Annotated in this window: 18 protein-coding genes; 7 read left to right on the top strand and 11 right to left on the bottom strand. The window is 64.2% G+C overall.

What is annotated here, in order from left to right; translation table 11 throughout:
• The first annotated feature begins 13 nt into the window (after positions 1-13).
• Positions 14-781, top strand: a complete 768-nt coding sequence (locus tag DK366_RS04320; RefSeq protein ID WP_109124310.1) for an SURF1 family protein — start codon at positions 14-16, stop codon at positions 779-781.
• 112 nt (positions 782-893) lie between these two features.
• Here DK366_RS04320 and DK366_RS04315 read toward each other — a convergent pair whose 3' ends face one another.
• Positions 894-1,430, bottom strand: coding sequence for a DUF2501 domain-containing protein (locus DK366_RS04315; protein ID WP_198651417.1), 537 nt, complete (start codon positions 1,428-1,430; stop codon positions 894-896).
• A gap of 158 nt (positions 1,431-1,588) precedes the next feature.
• On the opposite strand from DK366_RS04315, the gene DK366_RS04310 reads away from it, so the two are divergent.
• A complete protein-coding gene (locus tag DK366_RS04310) occupies positions 1,589-1,954 on the top strand; it encodes a hypothetical protein (RefSeq protein WP_109124308.1) in 366 nt (121 codons plus the stop codon).
• 45 nt (positions 1,955-1,999) lie between these two features.
• Here the strand turns inward: DK366_RS04310 and DK366_RS04305 are convergent, their stop codons facing one another.
• From DK366_RS04305 to zwf, 5 genes are all read right to left on the bottom strand, one after another.
• Positions 2,000-2,476, bottom strand: a complete 477-nt coding sequence (locus DK366_RS04305; protein ID WP_198651416.1) for a hypothetical protein — start codon at positions 2,474-2,476, stop codon at positions 2,000-2,002.
• A 127-nt stretch (positions 2,477-2,603) separates the two neighbouring features.
• Positions 2,604-3,245 carry a bifunctional 4-hydroxy-2-oxoglutarate aldolase/2-dehydro-3-deoxy-phosphogluconate aldolase gene (gene eda, locus DK366_RS04300; protein WP_109124306.1) on the bottom strand — a complete coding sequence of 214 codons (642 nt, stop codon included), beginning with the start codon at positions 3,243-3,245 and terminating at the stop codon, positions 2,604-2,606.
• Positions 3,246-3,280: 35 nt separating this feature from the next.
• The gene (gene edd, locus DK366_RS04295; RefSeq protein ID WP_109124305.1) at positions 3,281-5,101 is read right to left on the bottom strand and encodes a phosphogluconate dehydratase; all 1,821 of its coding nucleotides are present in this window, start codon (positions 5,099-5,101) and stop codon (positions 3,281-3,283) included.
• A 68-nt stretch (positions 5,102-5,169) separates the two neighbouring features.
• Positions 5,170-5,883 (bottom strand): 6-phosphogluconolactonase, encoded by a 714-nt coding sequence (gene pgl, locus DK366_RS04290; RefSeq protein WP_109124304.1) that lies wholly within the window; start codon positions 5,881-5,883, stop codon positions 5,170-5,172.
• Positions 5,884-6,017: 134 nt separating this feature from the next.
• Entirely contained in the window at positions 6,018-7,523 is a 1,506-nt protein-coding gene (gene zwf, locus DK366_RS04285; protein WP_232820903.1) for a glucose-6-phosphate dehydrogenase, read from the bottom strand.
• Between the two features lie 178 nt (positions 7,524-7,701).
• Between zwf and DK366_RS04280 the strand changes: the two genes are divergently transcribed.
• From DK366_RS04280 to DK366_RS04270, 3 genes are all read left to right on the top strand, one after another.
• Positions 7,702-8,454 carry a GntR family transcriptional regulator gene (locus tag DK366_RS04280; protein ID WP_109124303.1) on the top strand — a complete coding sequence of 251 codons (753 nt, stop codon included), beginning with the start codon at positions 7,702-7,704 and terminating at the stop codon, positions 8,452-8,454.
• Positions 8,455-8,649: 195 nt separating this feature from the next.
• On the top strand, positions 8,650-11,805 hold the full coding sequence (locus DK366_RS04275; RefSeq protein ID WP_109124302.1) for an efflux RND transporter permease subunit: 3,156 nt from the start codon (positions 8,650-8,652) through the stop codon (positions 11,803-11,805).
• Between the two features lie 951 nt (positions 11,806-12,756).
• Positions 12,757-16,311, top strand: coding sequence for an efflux RND transporter permease subunit (locus DK366_RS04270; RefSeq protein ID WP_109124301.1), 3,555 nt, complete (start codon positions 12,757-12,759; stop codon positions 16,309-16,311).
• A 12-nt stretch (positions 16,312-16,323) separates the two neighbouring features.
• Here the strand turns inward: DK366_RS04270 and DK366_RS04265 are convergent, their stop codons facing one another.
• From DK366_RS04265 to DK366_RS04245, 5 genes are all read right to left on the bottom strand, one after another.
• Positions 16,324-16,797, bottom strand: coding sequence for a DUF3617 family protein (locus tag DK366_RS04265; RefSeq protein ID WP_109124300.1), 474 nt, complete (start codon positions 16,795-16,797; stop codon positions 16,324-16,326).
• A 72-nt stretch (positions 16,798-16,869) separates the two neighbouring features.
• Complete coding sequence (locus tag DK366_RS04260; protein ID WP_232820902.1) at positions 16,870-18,879, bottom strand: alkaline phosphatase family protein; 2,010 nt, start codon at positions 18,877-18,879, stop codon at positions 16,870-16,872.
• 496 nt (positions 18,880-19,375) lie between these two features.
• Entirely contained in the window at positions 19,376-21,022 is a 1,647-nt protein-coding gene (locus tag DK366_RS04255) for a multicopper oxidase domain-containing protein (RefSeq protein ID WP_109124298.1), read from the bottom strand.
• Positions 21,023-21,165: 143 nt separating this feature from the next.
• Complete coding sequence (locus DK366_RS04250) at positions 21,166-22,629, bottom strand: MATE family efflux transporter (RefSeq protein WP_109124297.1); 1,464 nt, start codon at positions 22,627-22,629, stop codon at positions 21,166-21,168.
• A gap of 30 nt (positions 22,630-22,659) precedes the next feature.
• Positions 22,660-23,256 (bottom strand): DUF2239 family protein, encoded by a 597-nt coding sequence (locus DK366_RS04245; protein ID WP_109124296.1) that lies wholly within the window; start codon positions 23,254-23,256, stop codon positions 22,660-22,662.
• 121 nt (positions 23,257-23,377) lie between these two features.
• On the opposite strand from DK366_RS04245, the gene DK366_RS04240 reads away from it, so the two are divergent.
• Together DK366_RS04240 and DK366_RS04235 are read left to right on the top strand one after the other, a co-directional pair.
• On the top strand, positions 23,378-24,298 hold the full coding sequence (locus DK366_RS04240) for a bestrophin family protein (RefSeq protein WP_109124295.1): 921 nt from the start codon (positions 23,378-23,380) through the stop codon (positions 24,296-24,298).
• 258 nt (positions 24,299-24,556) lie between these two features.
• The gene (locus DK366_RS04235) at positions 24,557-25,072 is read left to right on the top strand and encodes a lipid A 3-O-deacylase (RefSeq protein WP_109124294.1); all 516 of its coding nucleotides are present in this window, start codon (positions 24,557-24,559) and stop codon (positions 25,070-25,072) included.
• Positions 25,073-25,516 lie beyond the last annotated feature (444 nt).

Genomic DNA, 25,516 nt, shown 5'->3' with positions numbered 1-25,516 from the left:
ACGTGCCTTTCCGATGAGTGTTGCTGAAGAACCGGGCCGCCAGCCGCGCGGCCCCGTGGCGTTGACCCTGCTTGCCCTGCTGGGCGTGGTGCTGTTCGCGGGCTTTGTCGCCCTGGGCACCTGGCAGGTCTATCGACTGGGCTGGAAGCGCGACCTGATTGCGCGCGTGGATGCGCGGGTGCACGCGCCACCGGTCGCCGCGCCGGGGCCGCCGCAATGGCCTGGCGTGGATGCGGCATCATCGGAATATCGCCACGTGGAACTGCACGGCACGTTCCTGCATGACCGGCAGACGCTGGTCTGGGCCGCGACCGATTTCGGCAGCGGCTACTGGCTGATGACACCGCTGCAGCAGGACGACGGCTCCATCGTGCTGGTCAATCGCGGCTTCGTGCCACCGGACTGGTGCGGCATCAAGGGCGGCTGTGCGCCATCGCCCACCGGCGAGACGACACTCACGGGATTGCTGCGCATCAGCGAGACCACGCGACCGTTCCGTCACAACGATCCGGTGCGCAACAGCTGGTACACGCGTGATGTCGTCGCCATTGCCACTGCGCGTGGGCTCACGCACGTCGCGCCGTATTTCGTGGATGAAGATGCCGCCCCGGGCACGCTGGAAGCCGGCAAGCACGCCTGGCCGCAAGGCGGTCTTACGGTGATCTCGTTTCCCAACAACCACCTGAGCTACCTGATCACGTGGTACGTGCTGGCGCTGATGGTGCTGGCGGCGGGGGTGTTCGTGGTACGGGACGAAAGGCGGTTGCGGCGGGGACGATGATCGCCGGCTTTTTGTAGGAGCGCACTTGTGCGCGAACAGGCCTCTCACGCTGCGGTCAACCGCTGAGGCACGGTCGCGCACAAGTGAGCTCCTACAAGTTGGCAGCTGCTTGCTACTTCAAGAACGACTTGCCCTGCTTCAACACGGTGTCGCACACCTTGGTGGTCATCTGCGACTTGATGTCACTGGAACCGCCGCCGACGCTGTTGAGGTCCACGCTCTGTCCATTGCTGCCCTGCAGGATGCCCTTGGCACCGCTGAGGTAGCCGGGATCATTCGCGGCGCTGCCTGAGCTTGCCGTGCCGGCACTGCTGCTGTCAGACGATTTGTGCTTGCTGCCGGTGAGCTGGCCCAGCATGTCGCTGGTGCTGGAACCGCCGCTGTTGCTGGACGAATTGGAACCACCGCCCAGCTTGCCCATCAGCTGGTTCTGGATGCCGGAGGCGCCCGAATCACCGCCGAGGTAGTTGTTCTTCACGCAGTATTCCAGCAGCCCAGCCACGTTGCCCATGCTTCCTGACGTCATGGAGCCGCCGCCGGGAATCATGCCGCCCAGTTTCCCCAGGTCCTGTGCGCCAACCGCGCTGCTGGCGAGGGTAAGTGTGACGGCCATGCAGGCCGTTCCGACGACGCCGATGCGCTTGTTCATGGGTGTCCCTCCGTCTGGATGCTCGCCGGGCATTCAACACCCTGCACCGTCACGGCCGCGTCAGCGCAATGTGCGTCTCGGACGTTTGCGCGGGGATGCATCCGTGCGCGCTGCGCACGTACCATGCATCCATCCACCTGACTGACGGAAGACGTTCGATGAAGCAATTCGTGGCTCTCGCCCTGACGGCAACCCTGCTCACCGGCTGCGCCGCCTCAGGCAGCCTGCGCAACACCAAACCCACCGCGTCGTACGCGGGCGAGGGCAGCGTGGCGGACATTGCCTCCTGTGTCTCCGATGCGTGGAGCACCAAGCCCGTTCACCTGGAGTCGTACACGCTGTATACGGGCACGACCATCGAGATTCACCCCACCGAAAAGAGCCCGACCATCGCGCTGGTGGACATCAAGCCGGTGGGTGACCACACGGTGGCCACGTATTACTCGAACTTCAACGAAGACGACACCTGGTACTTCAAGCAGTTGGAGCAGTGCGTCGCCATTACGCCGGCACCGCGCCCGTAAACGCTCGACTTGCGCGGCCCGCACTCGCGGGCCGCGAACAGGGCATCAGAGATTGCGGAAGACCAGCGACAACGATGCGCCCAGGCTGTCGCGGGGCGACCGTACGACTGCCATGGAATAACCCGCGCCATCGCCCAAGGCGCGCTCGACCTTCATGCCGCCATCGGCATGCGTCACGGTACTGTCGTTCTTCAACGATGCGTTGAATCGCTCGGACGAAGCCGGCGTGAGCACCAGGCCGGCCACGGAACGCGCGCGGTCCATCCACAACGCGTCGGACATCTCGCCATCGTCGGCCACCCACAGGCGTGCCGAGATCATGGGGGTGACGCAGCCCGTGGCGCCCACGCGCAGCACGTCGCCGTTGTTGTAGATCAACGTGGCACGCGTGCGGCGTGCGTCGAACACCACGGAGCGCACGCCAGGCAACGTCTTGAGATGGTCGGAGTCCACGTTCAGGGCGCGGACCGGACAACCTTCCGATGCGTCATCGGCCATGGCCGGCTGCCAGGACGACGCCAACAGGCACGCCCCCCACAGCACCGCTCGACACAGCACGACCCTACGCATCGGAAATCCCCCTGGATACCAGTGATACCCCGACTTTGACACGAGCGCCGGGGCGAGCCAATGGCCCCGGCGCACAAACTCAGCGAAGCGCGGCCGCTTCGCGCGCCAGGGCTTCGATGCCGGCCCAGTCGCCGTTGCGCAACTTGTCCGCCGGCGTGATCCATGAACCACCCACGCACACCACGTTGGGCAGCGAAAGAAAATCCGGTGCCGTGCTCAGGCTGATGCCGCCGGTGGGGCAGAACTTCACCTGGGGCAGCGGGCTCGCCCACGCCCCGAGCAGCTTGTGGCCGCCCGCGGGAACGGCCGGAAACAGCTTCAGGTAGCGATAGCCGCGCTCAAGCAGCGTCATCACTTCGCTGGCCGTGGCCGAGCCCGGGAGCAGCGGCAATTCGCTGTCGTCGGCGGCATCGAGCAGGCCCGGTGACACGCCCGGCGACACGGCGAATTTCGCGCCCGCCTTGTGGGCGGCGTGCAGATCCCTGGCGCTGAGCACGGTGCCGACGCCCACCATGGCGCCTTCCACCTCAGCGGCAATCGCCTTGATGGCGTCCAGCGCGGCAGGCGTGCGCAGGGTGACCTCGATGGCCGGCGTTCCACCCGCCACCAGCGCGCGCGCCATCGGCACGGCATGACGCGCGTCTTCGATAATCACCACCGGAACCACCGGTGCGAGGCGCAGCGTGGCTTCAACCTGCTTCTGCTTGTTTTCGATGCTCATGGCGTTCCGTGAATGCGATGGAGGAGTGGGTCCGCTCAGAACACGCCTGCGCCGAGATCGGCGGTGGTGGCGTTGCGGCGGAACATGCCGAACAGTTCGCGGCCAAGGCCGAACTGGTGGGCAGAAAGATCGGCCGTGGCCGGCACGCGTGCAGCGAAATCGGCCTCGTCCACGAGCACGTCCACGCGGCCATGCACGGCGTCGAGGCGAATCATGTCTCCGTCGCGAATGCGCGCGATGGGGCCGTTGTCCTGCGCTTCGGGCGTGACGTGAATGGCGGCAGGCACGCGACCGGACGCACCGGACATGCGGCCATCGGTGAGCAGCGCGATGCGGTGACCGCGATCCTGCAGCACGGAGAGCGTGGGCGTGAGCTTGTGCAATTCCGGCATGCCGATGGCCTGCGGACCCTGGAAGCGCACCACGGCGACAAAGTCGCGGTTCAATTCGCCACGCTCGAATGCCTTGCGCACGTCGTCCTGATCGTGGAACACCACGGCCGGCGCCTCGATGACGAGACGGTCGTCCGGCACCGACGACACCTTGATGACGGCACGGCCGAGGTTGCCGCTGAGCATGCGCAGGCCGCCGTCGGCGCGGAACGGTTCGTCGATGCCACGCAGCACGCCGCGATTACCGCTTTCCTTCGACACCGGCTTCCACGCCAGCGCGCCGTGTTCGTCCAGATGCGGCACCTGCGTATAGCCGTCCAGACCGGTGCCGAACACCGTGCGCACGTCGCCGTGCAGCAGGCCCTGGCTCAGCAGCTGGTCGATCAGGAAGCCCATGCCGCCGGCTTCATGGAACTGGTTCACGTCGGCATAGCCGTTCGGATAAACGCGTGCCAGCAGCGGGACCACCGACGACAGCGCGTCGAAATCATCCCAGCGCAGCTCGATGCCCGCCGCACGCGCGATGGCCACCAGGTGCAGCAAGTGATTGGTGGAACCACCGGTGGCATGCAGGCCGATCACGCCGTTGAGGATGGCGCGCTCGTCGATGATGTGGCCCAGCGGCAGGTGCGCCGAGCCCGGCTCGCTCAGTTCCGCCACGCGCAGCACGGCTTCGCGCGTGAGTGCGTCGCGCAACGGCGAATCCGGCGCCACGAAGCTGGAGCCCGGCAGGTGCAGGCCCATGATCTCCATCAGCATCTGATTGGAGTTGGCGGTGCCGTAGAACGTGCACGTGCCCGCTGCGTGATACGACGCGGCTTCGGCTTCCAGCAGCTCCGCCTTGGTCGCCTTGCCTTCGGCGTACGCCTGGCGAACCTTGGACTTCTGCTCGTTACTGATGCCGCTGGGCATCGGGCCGCCCGGCACGAAGATGCCCGGCAGATGACCAAAACTGAGCGCGCCGATCAGCAGGCCCGGCACGATCTTGTCGCAGATACCCAGATACATCGCGCCATCGAACATGTCGTGCGAGAGCGACACGGCCGTCGCCATGGCAATCAGGTCGCGCGAGAACAACGACAGCTCCATGCCGGCGCGACCCTGCGTGATGCCGTCGCACATGGCCGGTACGCCGCCCGCCATCTGCGCGGTAAGGCCGGCTTCGCGCGCCACGTCGCGGATCAATTCCGGATAGCGCTCGTACGGCTGGTGCGCCGAGAGCATGTCGTTGTAGGAGTTGATGATGGCGAGGTTGGGCGTATGACCTTCGCGCAGGCGCTCCTTGTCGGTGGCACCGCAGGCAGCAAAGCCATGCGCGAGGTTGCCGCACGAGAGACGCTCGCGATGCACGCCGCCATTGCCCTGGGCAGCGTCGATGCGGCGCAGGTACTGCGCGCGCGATTCGCGGCTGCGCTCGCGCAGGCGTTCGGTGACTTCGGCAAGAACGGGGTGAAGCACACTCATGGTTCAACTCCGGAAAAATCAGCGGGCGCGCGTGGCGCGCACAAGCAGGGGATGAAACCGTTGGCGCCTTACGGGCACCAGTACACGGCAACCGGCACGCGCTGCTGTGTCAGCACGGAACGCACCGGGAAATTCGCGGCCTCACCGAGGCCCAGTCGCGCGTCAGCCAGCAGCTGGCGCTTGGTGTCGCCCTCGATGTGCAGGTACAGCGCACGCGTATCGAGCAACGCGGACAAGGTGAACGTGATGCGCGGTTCGCCGGCACCTTCCGCACGCATGGGCAGCACGCGCGCCGTGTTGTTCACGTCCAGCGCTTCCGGCAGGCGATCGCCACCGGGGAAGAACGACGCGGTATGACCGTCGTTGCCCATGCCCAGCACCACGGCATCGAACGGCAACGCCAGCGACGCCACGCGTGCGCGCACCGTCACAAGACCGGCTTCCGGCGTCGGTGCATCGGCATAGAGCGGTACGAACTGCGCGCTCGTCGCGGCGTGCTGCAACAGCGTGGCCTTCACCATCGCGGCATTGGAACGCTCGTTGCTCTCCGGCACCCAGCGTTCATCCACCAGCGTCACCTGTACCTTCGACCAGTCCAGCGACTGGCGGGAAAGCTTCTCGAACAGATGCCGCGGCGTGCTGCCGCCGGATACAGCCAGCAACGCATGGCCGCGTTCGGCAATGGCGTCGCGCAGGCGCTCGGCGATGCGTTCGGCCAGTGCGCTGGCAAGCGCCTGGTTGTCGGAGAAGCTGTGAGTGGTGACGTTGAGAGGCTCAGACATGGCACATGGGAAATGGCGGCTTCGCGGGAACACACGCGTGGCGAGCGAAACGTGGGGAGGAAGAGTCTAGGAACCGGCTTGCGATGCACGGGTGAATGACCCGTGCATCGCTTTCAACCACATCGAACGAAGGCTTACTCACCGTCCTCGTTCCAGGTACGACCATCGCGCTCGATCAGCGCCACGGCCGCACTCGGACCCCAGGTACCGGAGGTGTAAGGGCGCGGCGACTCGCCGCTTTCCGCCCACGCGGTGAGGATGGGGTCGGCCCAGCGCCATGCCGCTTCCACTTCGTCGCGACGCATGAACAACGTGGGGTTGCCACGCACCACATCAAGCAGCAGGCGCTCGTAGGCATCCGGCTGCGAGGCACCGAAGGCTTCGGCAAAGCTCATGTCCAGCGGCACGTGGCGCAGGCGCAAGCCGCCCGGCCCCGGATGCTTGATGGTGAGCCACAGCTTGATGTCTTCGTCCGGCTGCAGGCGCAGCACCAGGCGGTTCTGCACCAGCGGACCGGCCGAGGCATCGAAGATGGAGTGCGGCACCGCCTTGAACACCACGGTGATTTCCGAGACGCGCTCCGGCAGGCGCTTGCCCGTGCGCAGGTAGAACGGCACGCCAGCCCAGCGCCAGTTGGCGATCTCGGCCTTCACCGCCACGAAGGTCTCGGTGTTGGACTTGTGGTCCTTCAGCTCATCCAGGTAACCCGGCACGGCCTGGCCTTCGGCCGAGCCCGCGCGGTACTGGCCGCGCACGGTGAGCTGCGAGGCGTTGCTTTCGTTGATGGGCTTGAGCGAGCGCAGCACCTTGAGCTTCTCGTCGCGCACCGCGTCCGGCGCCAGCGAGGAGGGCGGCTCCATCGCCAGCATGCACACCAGCTGCAGGATGTGGTTCTGCACCATGTCACGCAGCGCGCCGGCATGGTCGTAGTAACCCGCGCGCTGACCCACGCCGAGGGTTTCCGCCACGGTGATCTGCACGTGGTCGATGTGCTCGGCATTCCACAGCGGCTCGAACAGCGCGTTGCCGAAACGCAGCGCCAGCAGGTTCTGCACCGTTTCCTTGCCGAGGTAATGATCGATACGGAAGGTCTGCGACTCGTCGAAGAAACGGCCGACGTCGTCGTTGATCTGGTTGGCGCTCTTCAGGTCGTGCCCGATGGGCTTTTCCAGCACCACGCGCGACTTGCCCTTGTTGAGGTCGTACTTGCCCAGGCGGTTGCAGATGTCGACGAACAGGTCGGGCGAGGTGGACAGGTAGAACACGCGGATGCGATCCGCGTCCTTGCCCATCAGCGTGGCGAAATCGTCCCAGCCGTCGTCCTTGCGCGCGTCGAGCGAGCGGTAGCCGACGAGCTTGAGGAAATCCTCGACCTTCTTGCCGTTGCCGTCCTTCACCAGGACCTTACGCAGGTTGTCGCGATAGCCCTCGTCATCGAGCCCTTCGCGGGCGATGCCGATGATGCGGCTGTCGTCGGGGATCTGGCCGTCGGTGTAGCGGTGGTAGAGCGCTGGCAGGAGCTTGCGCAGGGCAAGGTCGCCGGTGCCGCCGAAAATCACCAGGTCAAAGGTTTCGACCGGCTGGGGAGAAGCAGTCACTTCAGTCACCTCGGGGCGATGCGTGGGGAGGGCGCGTGGCATGCATACCACGTGCATTGCCCGCTGATCGTACCAGTGACATACCAGACAACACCAGTTCCCCGGCACGCCAGCCGCAGCCTCATTTGGGCAAGGATTCGCCACCCAAATTGGTACCACCCAAAAGCCGCGGCAGAACAGTCGATTGCCAAATTGGTATGGTCATTGGTATCGTTTAGGTATGGAAACCGCCCTCGTCAACGAATACCGCCGGCTCAGCCGCGACCCCGCCACCAGCCAGCCGCTGGCTTATCTGCGCCTGCGCAGGGCCATCCGCAACGTGGTGGACCACCGCGACATCGAGCCGGGCCAGGCGCTGCCGAGCGAGCGCGATCTGTCGCGCCTGCTGCAGCTGTCGCGCGTCACGGTACGCAAGGCGATTTCCGGCCTGGGGGCAGAAGGGCTGCTGCACCAGCGCCACGGCGCGGGCACCTTCGTGGCCGAACGCATCATCAAGCCGATGTCGCGCCTCACCAGCTTTACCGAAGATTTGCGCGCGCGCGGCCTTAATCCGCGCTCGGAGTTCTCGGAGCGGATCATTGGCGAAGTGACGCCCGAGGAATCGATGGCGTTGAACCTGTCGCCCGGCGTGCTGGTGGCCCGCCTGCATCGCGTGCGCTATGCGAAGGAAGAACCCTTGGCGATCGAGCGCAGCGTGGTGCCGGCGAGCATCCTGCCGGACCCGACCATCGTGCAGGATTCGCTCTACCAGATTCTCGAAACACTGGGCGCGCGCCCGCGTCGCGCCTTGCAGCGCCTTCGCGCCGTGTCGCTTGGCGCGCAGCAGGCGCGTTTGCTGCACGTGCCGGCAGGCAGTGCGGGTCTCAACATCGAACGACGCAGCTTTCTCGATGACGGTCGCGTCGTTGAATTCACCACCTCGTGGTATCGCGGCGACATCTACGATTTCGTGGCGGAATTGCAGACCGACTGATTGCCTTTCGCGACGCTGAAGTGACAGCGTCGTGAATTCACGCCACGCAGGGCGTGACGCTTGGCCTATACGCACTTACGGCACATTCGCCGACACCCGTTTGCGCGCATAAAGGCGCCCTGAGAGGGCCTACCGGTGGCCTCTCGTGTCTCATGGCGCGGACGAGGGCGCGCCAACGCCAGCGATACGCACGCCGTGAATCTGTTCGCGCCATTGATACGTCGACCCATCGGCACCTCCGTGCTGGCCTTCGGCCTCGCGCTGGCGGGTTTCTGGGCATACCTGCTGCTGGGTGTGGCAGCGCTGCCGTCGCTCGAATTTCCGGGCATGGTGGTCTACACCGAGTTGCCCGGTGCGAACGCGCAGACCATGGCGTCCACCGTTGCTGCACCCCTGGAACGCCATCTGGGCCGCATTCCCGGCATCAAGGAAATGCACTCGGAAAGCAACGACGGTTCGACGTCGGTGCGCATCATCTTCAATTTCGGCAACAACACGGACAAGCTGGCGCGCGATGTGCAGGCCGCCATCAATGCGGCACAGGCTGATCTGCCGGCCAACATTCCGATACCGCCGCGTTACTACAAGTTCAACACGGCCAATATTCCGGTGTTGCTGCTTTCGCTGACGTCCCAGACGCTGCCGCCGGACAAGCTGTACGACCTGGCCGACACGCTGATCAATCCCACGCTGTCGCAAATCCCTGGTGTCGCGCAGGTGCGCGTGATCGGTGGCCGCCCGCGCGCCGTACGCGTGGAACTCGACACGCAGGCACTCGCGGCCAAAGGCCTTACGGCGAACGACGTGGCCAACGCACTGCGCGCTGCCAACGTGACATCGCCGCAGGGCGCGCTGAGTGACGGTCGCACGCAAATGACCGTGGCGGCTACCGATGCGCTGAGCACGCCGCAGGAATTCGGCAAGTTGCTCATCGCCATCCAGAAGGGTTCGCAGGTACGCCTTTCCGATGTAGCGCGGGTCACCACCGGCCAGCAGGACGAGTATCAGGCCGCGTGGTTCAACGACCACCGCGCCGTGGCCGTGCGCATCAGCAAGCGGCCCGAGGCCAACGCCGTCGCCACCGCCGATGCCGTGCGCGCCAAGCTGCCGCAGATGCGGGCGTGGTTGCCGGCGGATCTGCAGATCACGCCGATTTTCGACCTTACGCAAACCACCAAATCCGCGTTGCGCGAGGTGGAAGTGGCGCTGATGATCAGCGTGCTGCTGGTGGCGCTGGTGATGCTGGTATTCCTGCGGCGCGTTGGCCCCACGCTCATTGCGATGCTGAGTGTGCCGCTGTCGCTGGCCGGCGCATTCACCGTGATGTGGGTGCTTGGCTTCACCCTCAACACGCTGTCGCTGGTGGCGCTGGTGCTGTGCATTGGCTTCGTGGTGGACGATGCCATCGTGGTGATCGAGAACATCGTGCGCCATATGGAGCAGGGTTCGCCGCCCTTGCAGGCCTCGCTGGATGGCGTGAAGGAGATCGGCTTTACCGTGGTGTCGATCACGCTGTCGTTGATCGCGGTGTTCGCGCCGCTGTTGTTCGGCAACAACCAGTTCACGCTGTTGCTGCGGGAATTCTCGGTGACACTGACCGCGGCCGTGGTCATCTCGGCCGTGATTTCCCTCACGCTGACGCCGGCGTTGTGCGGCCGCTACCTGTCGTTGGAAAACGCCGGAGGGCGTGAGCCCAGCCCCATGGAGCGCGCACTGGAACGCTTCGACCGGGGTTTGCACCACGTCTACGAACGCGCACTCGACTGGGCCATGCACCACCGCCGGCTGATGCGCTGGCAGCCGTTGATCCTGCTCGCATTGACGGTCGGCATGGCCATGGCCGTGGTGAAGCTGTACGGCTTCAACTTCATGCCGCCGGAAGACATCGGCATGATCCAGGGCGACGTAAAGGCGGACGTCAACATCTCGCCCACGCTGATGGCAGAGCGGGCGAAGAAGGCCGCGGCCATCATGGTCAGCGATCCCGCCGTGCGCGACGTCACCACGTTCCTTGGTAGCGATAACGCCGGTGGTGCGGTGGGCAACCAGGCGACGATGTTTGTCGACCTCAAGGCGCGGGGAAGCGGTCCCGGCATGCGCAATGAGTCCATCAAGGACACCATTGCACGATTGAACAAGGCCTACGAAAAGCTGCCCGAACTGCACGTGGCGCTCAATTCCATCGGCTTCTTCAACGACAACGACAACGCCAATCGCGGCAGCCAAAGCTTCCAGCTGGTCAGCAGCGACAATGTGGACCTGCAACCGTGGGCCTACAAGGTCACGCAGCTGATGCGCCAGCACAAGGAATTCCGCGACATCAGCAGCGACTACGACGACATCGACAAGCAACAGATGCTCACCGTGGATCGCCTGACAGCCGGCCAGCTGCAATTGACCATGGGCGACATCGATTCGGCGTTGTACAACGCGTTCGGTCAGCGGCAGGTATCGATCATCTATTCCAACATCAACCAGTATTGGGTGGTGCTGAGTTCATCCGCGGAGCGCTCACTGAGCCCCGATGCGCTGCTCAACACCTACGTGCGCAGCGACAGCGGCGCCATGGTGCCGTTGTCGGCCGTCGCGCATATCCAACCCACCGTGCAGCCCTCGCTGGTGATCCACACCAACCAGCTCGAGGCGACGCAGATCTACTACAACACCGAGCAAGGCATGTCGCAGGACAAGGCTAATGCCATGATCGCGCAGATCGTTTCCGACGCGCGCCTGCCGCCCGGCATCCAGTTGGGTTATTCGGGGGACGCGCAGAATCTGGAAGAAACGAAGTCCAACGCGAACGTACTGCTGCTGGGTTCGATTCTGGCGATGTACATCGTGCTGGGCATCCTCTACGAAAGCCTCGGCCATCCGCTGACGATTCTTTCCACACTGCCAGCCGCGGGCGCAGGAGCGTTTCTCGCGATGCTGGTCACCGGCACATCGATGTCGCTGATGGCGATCATCGCGATCCTGATGTTGATCGGCATCGTGAAGAAGAACGCGATCCTGATGGTGGATTTTGCGCTGGTGGCACAGCGCGAGCGCGGCTTGTCCGCGCCGGATGCGATTCGCGAAGCTGCGTTGGTGCGCTTTCGTCCGATCACCATGACCACCCTGGTGGCGATGGGCGCGGCCTTGCCGCTGGCCATTGGCTTCGGCATCGGTTCGGAGCTGCGGCAACCGCTGGGAGTGGCGATCGTGGGTGGCCTGCTCGTGTCGCAATTGCTGACGTTGCTGAGTACGCCGGCGATCTATCTGTGGAACTACGACCGAAAGGTTCGTAAAGAGGCGCGTCGCGCCAGACGTGCGGCGAAGCGATCGCTGAAGGCGCAGACGGCGGTAGGTTGATGCTTTTGCTCCCTCTCCCCTCCGGGGAGAGGGTTGGGGTGAGGAGTGGGTTCTCGAAAAAGCATCGCCAATGTCGAGCTTTGACTCAGCTCTTCAAAACACCAGTCAGGAGCAAAGTCACTGGATGACCGGCCCTTCGGCCGTTGAAAAGCGCCTCCTGCCTTCGCAGGGATGACGGTGAGGGAATTACACGTAGTCGTGAACTTGGCCTTCGCCCCAGGTTTTGGCTTTTGGCTTTTGACTTGCTCTTGGTTTTTCCGGGCCCCGTATGAAAGCGGCGTGCGGGTGAAGGAATAGCCCGAAGGGTGGCCGGCAGGACGCCGGCCAGTTTGGCGTCAGGGCAGGAAGCCCTGTCGACAAACCCCGTAGCCCGCACGCGTACCTGGAGGGCTGAAAGCCCGGAAGGCGCGTCATCCGGGGTGCCCTTTCTTTTGGTTACTTTTCTTTGGGCATGCAAAGAAAAGTAACCCGGCCTCCGGCAGGAGGTCGGAAGCCCGCGGCAGGCGAGCCAGGTTGCGGGATCAAAAACAAAAGAGCCAATAACTGCACAGCGACAGCCCAACAGCAAGGCGCTGGATGCCGGCCTACGCCGGCATGACGGCTAAAAATGAAACGTCGAGGCGAGCACCCGCCCCTCACCCCAACCCTCTCCCCGTAGGGGAGAGGGAGATAACAACGCGACGTTGCCACGCTTCCCAACCCATCCATGCCGCCACCCCTCTCACCGGCTAGCCCTATGAATGCCCACCCCCAAATGCGTCACCCTTGACGCTTTTCCGCACCGTGCCTTTCGGCACGGACCGACTTCAGGCACATTCGCGAATCTGTCCCCACAGGCATAAATAGCGGCATATGTCTGGGCCTTTCGCCTTGCTTGCGTGAACGTGCGCCCGCGCTGATGGTCTGCCTGCGTGACGGGCGCGTGCTGCCCTAACCGGTATGGAAACCTGAGTGAATATCTTCGCCCCCCTGATCCGTCGACCTGTGGGTACGTCGCTGCTGGCCGTAGGCTTGCTGCTGGCGGGCATCTTTGCCTATCGCCTGCTGGGCGTGGCAGCGCTGCCGTCGCTGGAATTCCCGGGCGTGTACATCGTGGCGTCGCTGCCGGGGGCCAGTGCGCAGACCATGGCGTCCACGGTGCTGGCGCCGCTGGAGCGTCACATCGGGCGCATTCCGGGCGTGGACGACATGTACGGCAATGCCTCCGAAGGCAGCGCCTCGATCCAGGTGCGCTTCACCTTCGACCGCACGGCCGACAAGGCGGCTCGTGATGTGCAGGCTGCCATCAATGCCGCGCAGGCCGACCTGCCGGACATGCCCAGCCAGCCGCAGTATTTCAAGTTCGACACCTCGCAGTTTCCCATCCTGCTGGTGTCACTGACGTCCACCGGCTTGCCGCAGGACAAGCTTTACGACCTCACGGACACGCTGCTCAAACCCGCCGTCTCGCAGATTCCCGGCGTGGCGCAGGTGCAGGTATTCGGCGGTACGCCGCACGCGGTACGCGTGGAGCTGGACATCAACGCGCTGGCGGCGAAAAGCCTCACCGCCAACGACGTGCGCAACGCGCTGATCGCGGCCAATGTCACCTCGCCACAGGGCATCCTGTCGGACGGGAAGATGCAGATGACCGTCACGGCGAACGATGGCCTGCAACAGGCGTCCGGCTTCGCCAATCTGCTGGTGGCCACCCGGAACGGTGCACCGGTACGTCTCTCGGATGTGGCGAAGGTGTACGCCGGCCAGCAGGACGTCTACCAGGGTGCATGGTTCAACGGTCAGTCCACCGTGGCTATGCAGATCAGCAAGCGGCCTGAGGCCAACGCGGTGCAGACGGTGGACGAGATTCGCCGTCGCCTGCCCGAGCTGCGCGCGTCGATGCCGGCCGACGTGCAGATCACGCCCATCTTCGACCTGACACAGACCACCAAGTCCGCGCTGCACGAAGTCCAGATCGCGCTGCTCATCAGTATCGTGATGGTGGTGCTGGTGATGCTGATTTTCCTGCGTCGCATGCGCCCCACGCTGATCGCGTCGCTCAGCGTTCCACTGTCGCTTGCAGGCGCCTTCGTGGTGATGCTGGGCCTGGGTTACACGCTCAATACGTTGTCGCTGGTGGCGCTGGTGCTGTGCATCGGCTTCGTGGTGGATGACGCCATCGTGGTGATCGAGAACATCGTGCGCCACATGGAGCACGGCGAGCCGCCGCTGCAGGCCGCGCTGATCGGCGTGCGCGAGATCGGCTTCACCGTGGTGTCGATCACGCTGTCGCTGGTGGCCGTGTTTGCGCCGCTGCTGTTCGGCAACAACATGCTGGTGATGCTGCTGCGCGAGTTCTCCGTGACGCTGGCAGCAGCGGTGGTGATCTCGGCCATCGTGTCGCTGACCCTGACGCCGGCGCTATGCGGCCGCCTGCTGAAACACGAGGAACCGGGCGAACGTACACCCGGCCGCATGGAGCTTGCGCTGGAGCGCTTTGACCGCAGCCTCCATCGCGTCTATGAGCGCGCCCTGGATTGGGCCATGCACCATCGGCGCGTCATGCGCTGGCAGCCGATCATCCTGTTGCTCTCCACGTTTGCACTTGGCGCTGCCGTGGTTGCCACCGCGGGCGGCAACTTCATGCCCGAGGAAGACATCGGCATGGTGCAGGCGGACATCAGCGCCGACGCCAACATCTCGCCCAACATGATGGCCACGCAGGTGCAGCGCGTGTCCAAGATCATGCAGGACGACCCGGCCGTGCTCGACGTGCTCACCATCCTGGGCGGCAACGACGGCTCCGGCGCGGTGGGCAACTCCGGCACCATGTTCGTTGACCTCAAGACCAAGGGCAGCGGACCGAACGACCGGCACGATCCGGTGAAGACGGTGGTGGAGCGCTTGTCCAAGCAATATGACGCGCTGCCCGGCGTGCGCGTGTCGCTCAGTCCCATGCAGTTCCTGGGCGGCGGTGGCAGCGGTGACAAGGGCGGCTCGTACGAATTCCAGCTGGTCGGCAGCAACGGCGTAGACCTTCAGCCGTGGACGCTGAAGATGGTGCAGCAGCTGCGCAAGACCAAGGAATTCCGCGACGTCGGCAGCAACTTCGACCTGGTCGGCAAGCAGCAGCAATTGAAGGTGGACCGCAACGCCGCGGGACGCCTGGGCGTCACCATGGGTGACGTGGACACCGCGCTGCTCAATTCCTTCGGGCAGCGCCAGGTATCGATCATCTACTCGGACATCAACCAGTACTGGGTGGTGCTGACGTCGAGCTCGGCGACCACGCTGAGTCCGCAGGCGTTGCTCAACGTGCGCGTGCGCAATGCCACCGGTGAAATGATTCCGCTGTCCGCGCTGTCGCACATCGAGCCCAACATGAGCCCGATGCGCATACGCCACCACAACCAGCTGGAAGCATCGACCATTACCTACAACCTGGCCAAAGATGTACCGCAGGATGTGGGCACCAAGCTGGTGGAGAACGCGGCCATTGCGGTGGGCCTGCCCGAAGGCGTGCGCGTCGAATGGACCGGCCAGAACCAGCGCCTGCAGCAGGCCAAGAGCAACGGCATGATTCTGCTGATCGGTGCCATCGTGGCGATGTACATCGTGCTGGGCATTCTTTATGAAAGCCTGGGTCATCCGCTGACGATTTTGTCCACGCTGCCGGCAGCGGGCATGGGCGCGTTCCTGGCCATGCTGGTTACGCAGACGCAGCTCACGCTGATGGCAATCATCGCCATTCTCATGCTCATCGGCATCGTGAAGAAAAACGCGATCCTGATGGTCGACTTTGCGCTGGTTGCGCAACGCGAGCGGGGGCTCTCACCACCCGATGCCATCAAGGAAGCGGCGCTGGTGCGCTTCCGTCCGATCACCATGACCACCCTGGTGGCCATGGGCGCGGCGCTGCCGCTGGCGGTGGGTTTTGGCGTGGGTTCGGAGATGCGCCAGCCACTGGGCGTGGCGATCGTGGGCGGCCTGCTGGTGTCGCAGTTGCTGACGCTGCTCAGCACGCCGGCCATCTACCTGTGGAATTTCGATCGCCTGGCACGTCAGGCACGCGGCCTGATGCCGGGCCGCCTGCAGTGGACCTCGGGCCTGAGCATCTTCGTTGGCGTGGCGATGGTCGTCGTGTCGCTGGTCTATGCGATCAAACCGGATGCGCTTGCCGACAAGGGCTTCAACGGCGTCATCGCCATCGTCGTCGCGCTATTGGGTGTCGCACTCGGTACGTTCGCCATCCTCACGCTGCGCAAGAAGGCGTGGGCGCGCTTCGTGGTGTTCGGCATGCTGGCCGTGATGCTGGGCTTGCCGGCGCTGGGCATGCTGGTGTCCTCGATGGCCAGCCACCCCGACGCCACGCAAGGTGGTGGCCCCAGCCCGATGGGCGCGTTGATGCTGGCCATCCTGCCGATCTACGCGGGTTGGGCCGCCTTCAGTCGCACCACGCGCGAGTACTTCGCACGCCGCCGGCAAGCGCCGATGGGTGGTACGGGCACCTTGATGGGCGCGCACTGACGCGCCCGTCGTTCAATCCTTGGGACTGGTGCAGGCCGCATAGCGGCGGCCTTCCACTTGCACCACGTCCTTGCCGTTTACGTTGATGGCGGCGTTGTAATGCTCCGCCGAATCGAACTTCACCTGGCCGCGCACGACATCCGCTGAGCCCTGGCACTGCAGTGCCCAGCTCAGCGCCGTGCTGCTGCGCCGCTTGTTGGCCTGCTCACACTGCGCCTGGCCCGGCACCGGGACTTGCGCGAACTCCACCCACGGGTCCGGACTTTCGTCCACGCAATGCCACGTCACCTGCGGTGCGCCTTCGTGGCCGCTTTCGAACACGCGCGTGACGATCTTCCACAGGCCAGGCATGGCCTGGAAATCGCCGGGATCGGCATGGCCCGGTTCGCCGATGAGCGCGGCAGCGAGCAGCACGCCGGCCGCAGCGAGCCGCGACAGCGTATTTCGCCGGCCAGCCGAATCGGTGCTTGGGGAAACGTGATTCATCGTGCGCCAGCTCCAGAAACAGCGAAGGACCTGCCCGCGTGAGCGGGCAGGTTCGGGTTCCGCGTTATTGGATCAATCCGATGTTTCAGTCGTAGCAGCGTAGGCGTGCCCACCACCGCTGAACTCGAACATGTTCATCAGGTTGCCGATGGCCGGCGCATTGAGCGGCACATACGGGTTGTTGGGCAGCGACACCGGGTTGGGCAGGTTGTCGCGGCTGCGGTTGGAGATCGTGTCGCGCAGGCCCCAGTTGGCTTCGACGAATTTGTCGAAGGACACGTGGTCGTAGTACGTGTGCACCACGCGACCGCCTTCGGAGAAGCGCGACACCACCAGCAGCGGGATGCGCGTGCCGTCGCCGAAGAAGTCGATCGGCTGCACGTAACCCGAATCGTAGTAACCGCCGCCTTCGTCGAAGGTCACCATGATCACGGTGTCGTTCCACACCTTCGGGTTGGCCTTGGCCAGCTCGACGATCTTCTTCACGTAGCCTTCGAACAGATCCAGCTTGGACGAGGCCGGATGGCCGTCCAGGATGCCGTCCGGCTTGGCGATGGACACCGCCGGCAGCGTGTCGTTCTGGATGTCGTTGTAGAGGTCGGTGATGTCCTGGTTGTTCGCGCGCAGGGTCGGGTTGGTCATGACCTGCGTGGAGTACAGGAACGGATCGCAGATGTTGCAGAACGTACCGGCTTCACCGTTCTCCTTGCCCTGGGCGTAGCCCTCGCCGTAGTACTTCCACGACACGTGGTGGCGATTGAGCAGCAGCGCGAGGTTGTCCTGGCGCGTCGGCGGAATGGTGAACTGCTGCGCGCCCAGCGGAGCCGGCGTGCCGTCGCCCAGGTAACCCGGGTTGTAGTTGTTCACCAGGTAGTACGCGTTCTTCTTGCAGTCGGTGCCGTGGAAGGTGCGATACGAGAGCGACTTCAGGTAGCTCTTTACCTCGCCCACGCCCGGCTGCGTGTCGTCGGCGCAGTTCACGTAGGAACCGCCGCTGTAGCCGTCCTGCACATACCAGTTGTTGGTGCCGTTCTGCGCGTCCGGATTCTCGATCTGGTTGGACGGCGGTGTGGCCGGATTGCCATTCGCATCCGCGTAGTAGATCAGGTCGCCGAAGCCCAGCATGATGTGGTTGGCACCCGTGCCGCCCATCACCGACTGGTGGAAGTTGTCGCTCAGCGTGTACGTGCGGGCGAGTTCGTCAAAGTAGGGCGCATCGCCCTTGGCCATGTTGAGGAACTGCATCGCGGTGGAACCTTCGCCCGTGGTTTCGTCATCGAAACCGGCGGGTTGCGTCTTGCCGTTGGTGCCGGCGCCGACGCTGGTTTCCACCCAGGGGAACAGGTCGTTGCGGCAACCGCTGGGGTTCTTCGCGGTGGCGTAATGCACGTCGCAGTCCAGCTGCTGCCACATCTGGAAGAAGCGGTGCACCGGGCTGTTGGCGTAGTCGTCGTAGCTGATGGATGCATGCATGTCGACCGGCGCATTCGCCAGCGTGGCCGGGAAGCGCGTGTCCACCACATCGTTGGGCAGGCCGGTGCCACCGGCGGCGAGTTCGCCGTAGGCATCCGACGGAAGTGCCGGTTCAATGGCCTGCGCCTGCGCGGCGGAAGCAAACGGTGCCTGCGTGGGTGCGCCGCCCGTATTCATCTGCGGCAGCGTGGCGTACGCAGAGGTGTGCTTGGGCGCCAGCGCGAACTTGCCCGTGCTGGTGGCCTGCCACTGTTTGGCGGCGGCCACGTTCGGACCGGGCGTGCCGTCGGCGTTGACGATGCCTTCGGACAGCAGGTTGTGCACGCTCTGGCCCTTCGGCGGCGTGTACGTGGCGTACACGTGATCGAAGGTGCGGTTTTCACCGATCAGCAGAATCACGTGCTTGACGGGCGTGGTGGTGCGATCGTCGTTGTCGTTGTCGCCACCCGGCTTGTGCAGCACGGTGATGCCGGTCGCGGGGACCTGGCTGGCCGATACGGCGTTCTGTTCGGTGGAGTTGCTTTGCGCGCTCACCACGCCGGCAAGGCCGACAGCGAACGTGCCGATGACAAACGGCAGCAGCCGCTTGCGAAGGTGCGTCATAGACATGACTTCGATCTCCTGCAGGCACCCTGGAAGGGCTGCAATCGAGTGATCCCCCTGATTCACCGACGCCCTGTTCGCAACATTCAGCGGCGCCAGCCGGCGGCGAGTCTGGTCCGCCCAGATGACGGACCCTTGGCGTTTTTGCGACACCGCCAGCGCGCTACATGACAGTGCGAAGACGTCGCAAGGGCTTGCGTGTCAGCGGTGCACGGGATGCCGCATGCACGTTGCTTTGAACGCGAAGTGGTTTTCGTGCGAGGCATGCGAACAGCAAGAAATTGCCTTTGCGAAGGGCGCGTGAGCATGCAGGGAAATGTGCGGCGTCGCACGTTTGGACGCGCGCCCCGCAAGCGTTCCTGTAGGAGCGCACTTGTGCGCGACATATGCGGTCATGCCTGCGCGCACCCAAATGCCGGCGTCATGTTGTTTGCGATGATTTTCGCCACGCCGCACGCTGCGGTCGCGCACAAGTGCGCTCCTACAAAGTGGCGCGCTGTTGTCAGGCAGGAAGCAACTGGAACGGCCGCATCATTTCGTTGTCTTCGTGCTCAAGCAGATGGCAGTGCCACACATAGCGGCCGGGCTCGCCTTCGAAGGTGGCGATGATGCGCGTGACCATGCCTGGGTCGGCACGCACGGTGTCTTTCCAGCCCATCTCTTCCGGTCCGGGTGGTATGGCAGGCCCGGTGTACTTGAGCGTCTTGCTCTCGTTCCACGCAAACAGATCGAACGGCCGACGTTCGAGCACCTGGAAACGCACCAGATGCAGATGCATGGGATGCGCGTCGCCGGTGAGGTTCACCATGCTCCAGATTTCGGTGGTGTTCTGCCGCGGATCTTCGGTGATGGGTGCGGACCAGTGCTTGCCGTTGAGCATCATCATCATGGGACTGCCGCCCGCATCGTCCTGCTCGCCCAGCGTGAGTACGCGATCGCGTACGGCGCTCGCTGCCGCGATTCGCTCGATGCTTCGCAGCGTGGATGGCACGGTGCTGTCGTCCTTGCGGCCACGATCGCGCACGCGAAATTCCATGATGGCTTCGGCCTGCTGACGCAACTGCACCTGCTTGCCGTCCATGCCGGAAAAATCGATCACAACCTCGGCACGCTCGGCGGGATACAGGGTTACGCGCGGTCGCACGAAGGGTGCAGCAAGCAGGCCCTGGTCGCTGGCGATCTGCTGGAACGACATGCCGCCCGACAACGACAACTCGTAGAAGCGCGTATTGGCCGCATTGATCAAACGCAGGCGATAGCGTCGCGGTTCCACGTCCAGGAACGGATACAACTTGCCATTGCACAGGATGGCGTTGCCGTTGCATTCCGATACCCACGGCGCGTCCGGATCATCGGAAACGGGGTAGTAGAGCTGGCCATCCTTCGCGATCAGGCGGTCGCAAAGGATCAAGGGGAGATCGCAATCACCCTCGGGAAGCTTGAGCGAGCGCTCCGCGCCATCCTGGATCAGGTACGCGCCGAGCAGGCCTGCGTAGATGTTGAGACGCGTGATGCCCATCGCGTGGTCGTGATACCAGAGCGTGGCCGCATCCTGTGCATTGGGATAGTTCGACACGATGGAACGACCCGGCGCAAACCATTCTTCCGGATAGCCATCGCTGGACGGCGACACGCGTGCGCCATGCACATGCGCGATGGTGCGTACTTCGGGCTTGTCGCGTTCGGCGCCGTGGATGTTGTGATCGATCGGCAGGAAATGTTTTTCCGGCAGCGCGTTGGCCCATTCGATCAGCAACGGCTCACCGCGTCTGGCCATCACCGTAGGACCGGGAAATGTGCCGCCGTATCCCCACAGCGGCGTGGGTGGCAGGTCGCGATGCAGCTGCGCCGTGAACGCGCGCATCTCCATCCGATACAACGGCAGCCGTTTGCCGGGATAGGCCGGATGTGCGCGCTGCCCGACGGGCTTTGCCACGGGCGGCAACGGCAAGGGATCGACGAAGCGCGCCAGCGTCACCGGATTCACCAGCGGCACCTTGGGCGCGGCAAGCTGCGGCATCGCCATGCGCGGCATCTTCTCGTCGCCGATGGCGGGCGAGGACCATGCAAGCAAACCCAGTTCTGCCGCGGTGGCCGCGCCAAGCATGTGGGCAAACCCGCTCAGGAACTGGCGACGAGAGGAGTTCATGCGGCGCCCCCTGTCGGAGACGCCGCGCGGTGATCAGCCGTGTGTGTCATCGAGCCACCCTAGGCAGCGCGGATGACAGTCACGTGGCAATGCGTGAAACCGTATTCACCCTTCATGCGTGATGGCGCGAAGGGTGATGCGGATCACTCGACGGACGCGGGCACGCCCTGTCCCGTGGTCGGTGCCTGCTGGCCGGCGACTTCGGGGTCCTGGCCGGCCTTGTCGATCGGCGTGGCGAGCATGCGCGCCTTACGCCAGCCGCCCCACTTGTAGTAGCCCATGGCCATCAGCATGGAGGCGAGCGAACCGAGCGGAAAACTCCACCAGATCGAATCGGCGCCCAGGCTGTCCTTCAATGCCAGTGCGAACGGTGGACGGATCAGCCACATCGAGATGAACAGGATCACCAGCGGCGGCATCACCGCGCCGGTGGAACGCACCACGCCGAACAGCACGAAGGTGACGCCGAAGAACATGAACGACCACACGGCGATGCTGTTCAAGTGCTGCGCAAGCGACAGCGCTTCGGCGTCGCTGGGCAGGAACAAACCCAGCGCACTGTGGTTGAACAGGTAGATCACGCCGATCAGGCAGCCGCTGAGCAGGAAGTTGTAGAGCACGCCCACCTTGGTGATGCGACTCACGCGATCCCACAGCTTCGCGCCCACGTTCTGCGCGGCCATGGACGACACCGCCGCGCCAATCGCCATCGCCGGCATCTGCACGTAGGTCCAGAGCTGCGTGGCGGCACCGTAGGCCGCCGTGGTCTTGGAGCCGTACGCGTTCACCATGTGGATCATGATGATCGCGGAGGTGGAGATCACGATCATCTGCAGGCCCATCGGCAGGCCCTTGAACACCAGCGAGCGCAGGATTTCCGGATCGGGCTTGAGGAACTTCAGCTCATGGCTGGTCAGGCGCAGGAAGTGCTTGCGCTTGTACAGCGTGAAGATGAGCGCGAACAGCGCGACGGTCTGCGCAATCAACGTGGAGGTGGCCGAACCGGCAATGCCCATCTTCGGGAACGGACCCACGCCGAAGATCAGCAATGGGTTGAGCACGATGTCCATCACCACGGAAAACGCCATGAACACGAATGGCGTGCGCGAATCGCCTGCGCCGCGCAGCGTCATCATCAGGAAGTTGTAGAAGTACATCGACGGTACGGCGATGAAGATGATGCGCAGGTACGGCACCGCGAACGCCTGTGCATCCAGCGGCGTGTTCATCGCACGCAACATAGCCGGCGTGGCGAAATAGCCGGCAATTGCCACGATGATGGACACCGAGACGAAGAACGTCACGCCGGTGCCGACCACGCGCTTGGCTTCCAGCATGTTGCGCGCGCCAAGGCTTTGGCCGATGAGGATCGTGCACGCCATGCTCAGGCCGAACACCGCGCCCAGCAGCAGGAACAGGATGAGGTTGGCGTTGCTCACCGCGCTCAGCGCGGCTTCGCCCAGGTAATGGCCAATCCACATCGCATTGACCGAACCGTTGAGCGACTGCAGCACCGTGCTGCCCAGGATAGGCAACGCGAACAGCAGCAGCGTCTTGGCAATCGGCCCTTCGGTGAGCAAAGGCTGCTTGGCAGCGAGAGATGACATCGAATCGTTCCGTGAAAGGGGAGTGGGGAATCAGCCGGCGACCGTGGCTTGCCATGCGCGCGTGGCCAGACGACGCACATGCTCGCGCACATCCGCGGGCCATGCATCCGTCACGTGCATGAAACGCTCGCGTTCCCGACGCCAGAACGCGCGCGATGCTTCTTCATGACCAGGGAGATTACCCGTCATGGCCGTCATGAAACGGTCCACGGCTTCGCCCGCGATGCGCGCGGCGTCGCGCTCGCGATGGGTGCGACGCGCGTCTTCCACCAAACGACGCAAGGTGGCCGATGCACCACCGGGCTGGCTGGCCAGCCAGTCCCAGTGCCGGGGCAGCAGGGTGACTTCGCGCGCCACCACGCCAAGCTTCGGCCGCCCCGGGCCACGTGGCGCAGGTTCTTCTTCGTCGGTCTCGGGTACGGGCAGGCGGGCCAGCACTTCCTCCTGCGAACCGCGCAGGTCCAGTTCCACCGGACGACCGCTGTGCTGATCGAACACCAGCACCGGGCCCTCGGCACCTGCATCGATGGCACGCCTGGTGGCCAGGGCGACCTCCGCCAATGTGCCGGCGGCAATCAGGCGGTGACCATCAAAAGCGATGCAGGGAGGGGCGTCGGAAGCAGACATGGTTTTGCCCGGGTAGAAATTGAGGCGATTATTGTCCGGGCAAAAAGGAAATATCAACACCGCCTGGGATCGCCATCGGACCGGCGCGCTAAAATTCACTGCCTCCCCGCCAAGCCCTCCCATGGTCATCCACCCACCGCACCGCTCGCTCAGGTTGATGCTGTTCACCCTGCGGGGCTCGATCGTCCCCGTGATCTGGAAGCGCGTGCTGGGCATGGTGTTACTGGCGGTTCTGGTAGTGCTGCTGGAACGTCACCTGCCTCACGCCGGTGTGGAACTGGGCGCCATTCCGCTCACGCTGATGGGCCTGACGCTGGCGATCTTCCTGGGCTTCCGCAACACCGTGGCGTACGAGCGCTGGTGGGAAGCGCGAACGCATTGGGGCGAGCTGTTGATCGTGGCGCGCAACCTGGGCCGCCAGACGATGAGCCTGCCCGCTGGGCTCAGTGCCACGGAGCGCGAACGCATGGTGCATCGCGTGATTGCCTTCGCCCATGCACTACGCCATCACCTGCGCGGCAGTGCGCCAGGCGAGGACGTCAGCCGCTGGTTGTCGCCCGAGGACATTGCCGCCATCGCAGGCCGACCGAATCCGCCGAACGTGTTGCTGGAACGGATGGCGCAGGACTACGCGCGCCTGCATCGCGAAGGGCGTCTCGATGCCATCCTGCTGGCAAGCATCGACGCGCAGATCACTCGCCTTTCCTACGTGCTTGGCGCATGCGAACGCATCCAGGGCACACCGATCCCGTTCGCCTACATCCTGCTGCTTCATCGCACGGTGTATGTGTACTGCCTGCTGCTGCCGTTCTGCCTGATCAGCAGCGTGGGCTGGGTCACGCCCGTGATGGTAGGCGTACTGTCGTACACCTTCTTCGGCCTCGATGCGCTGGGCGACCAGATCGAAAACCCGTTCGATCGCCTGCCCAACGACCTGCCGCTCGACGCCATGTGCCGCACCATCGAAATCGGCCTCGGCGAAATGCTGGGCGACCGCGAGCTGCCGCCCCCGATGCAGCCTGTCGACGGCGTGCTGTTCTAGGTCAAAACGTCCAAAAGTCGCCCGGAAACGGCAAGAACCCGCCCCCGCCTTGCCGTAGATTTACGGTGATCTCCGCGCGCGCTTCACGCTGCGTGAGACACAGTGCGCGCGTGTCCGGGATGGAGACCAGTCACTCGTGCCGCCCAGGCAACGCACTGTTGCTCAGACTCGACTTATTTCTAGTACCGGTCAGTCCAGTAAGTTATTAAACTTAGCGGTGCATAAATCTCCTCCCCCCAAAGAAAAAAGAAGAAGCACATGCGACTTTCCCTCCTGCGCAGTGCCGCTGCGCTCGCATTGATCGGCCTTTCCGCCTCCGCCCTCGCTGACCCCCGCATTGAAATCAATGGCGGGCGCAGTTACTCGGACGGCTATTGGGCCAACACGCTCTGGCTCGAAAGCATCTGGGGCGAACACGCCTTCGGCAACAGCCAGTTCTCGTGGGCACCCGCGGCCTCGCTGGGCTTCATCAACGGCCGCAACGTGACCAAGTACGGCAACGCCGTTTCCGACGATGTCTGGCTGCTCGGCGGTGGCGTGCGCATGCGCTACGGCGCCGCGGGCGACTGGTATCACCACCTGTTCTGGACCTCGGAGATCGCCGCGCAGGGCGGCCGCACGCTGGCCTTGAGCAGCGGCGGCGAATTCGTCAACTCCGTGGGCTGGACCGGCGACCGCTGGACCTTCCAGATTCGCCATGCATCCAACGCCGGTATCAAGGGCTCCAATCGCGGCGAAACGATGGCGTTGATTGGCTTTGCGTTCAATCCGTAAGGCTTGAGGCTGGCGACAAAACGACAACGGCCCCGAAAGGTGCCGTTGTCGTTTTGTTTGGACGTCCATTCGGTTTCTTGGTTACTGCACGCGAAGTTGCCAGGCCGCTTTGCTATCGACAACTAGGCAGAAGCGCAGCGACCTGCCCACGCCGCGATGTGCAGCGCAGCTGCACGAGCCGTCGTGCCCAGCTTTTGATCTTGGGCCCCCTGTGCGGCGGTGAGGGGAGGACGATCAGGCCCCGCAGGGGTGCCTGACATGGATGTCAGGCACTTTTCGTCCGGGCAGGATGCCCGGTCGAAAAGCCCGGCCGCCCCTCACGGGCTGGCTGGGCTGCAAGCCCAGACAGCGCCAAGTGGGGGTGCCTTTTCTTTTGGTTACTTTTCTTTGGGCAAGCAAAGAAAAGTGACCCGGCCTCCGGCAGGAGGTCGGAAGCCCGCGGCA

The sequence above is a fragment of the Dyella sp. C11 genome (genome assembly GCF_003121485.1).
Taxonomy (GTDB): Bacteria; Pseudomonadota; Gammaproteobacteria; order Xanthomonadales; family Rhodanobacteraceae; genus Dyella.
This window is presented reverse-complemented; position numbering and strand designations above follow the sequence as displayed.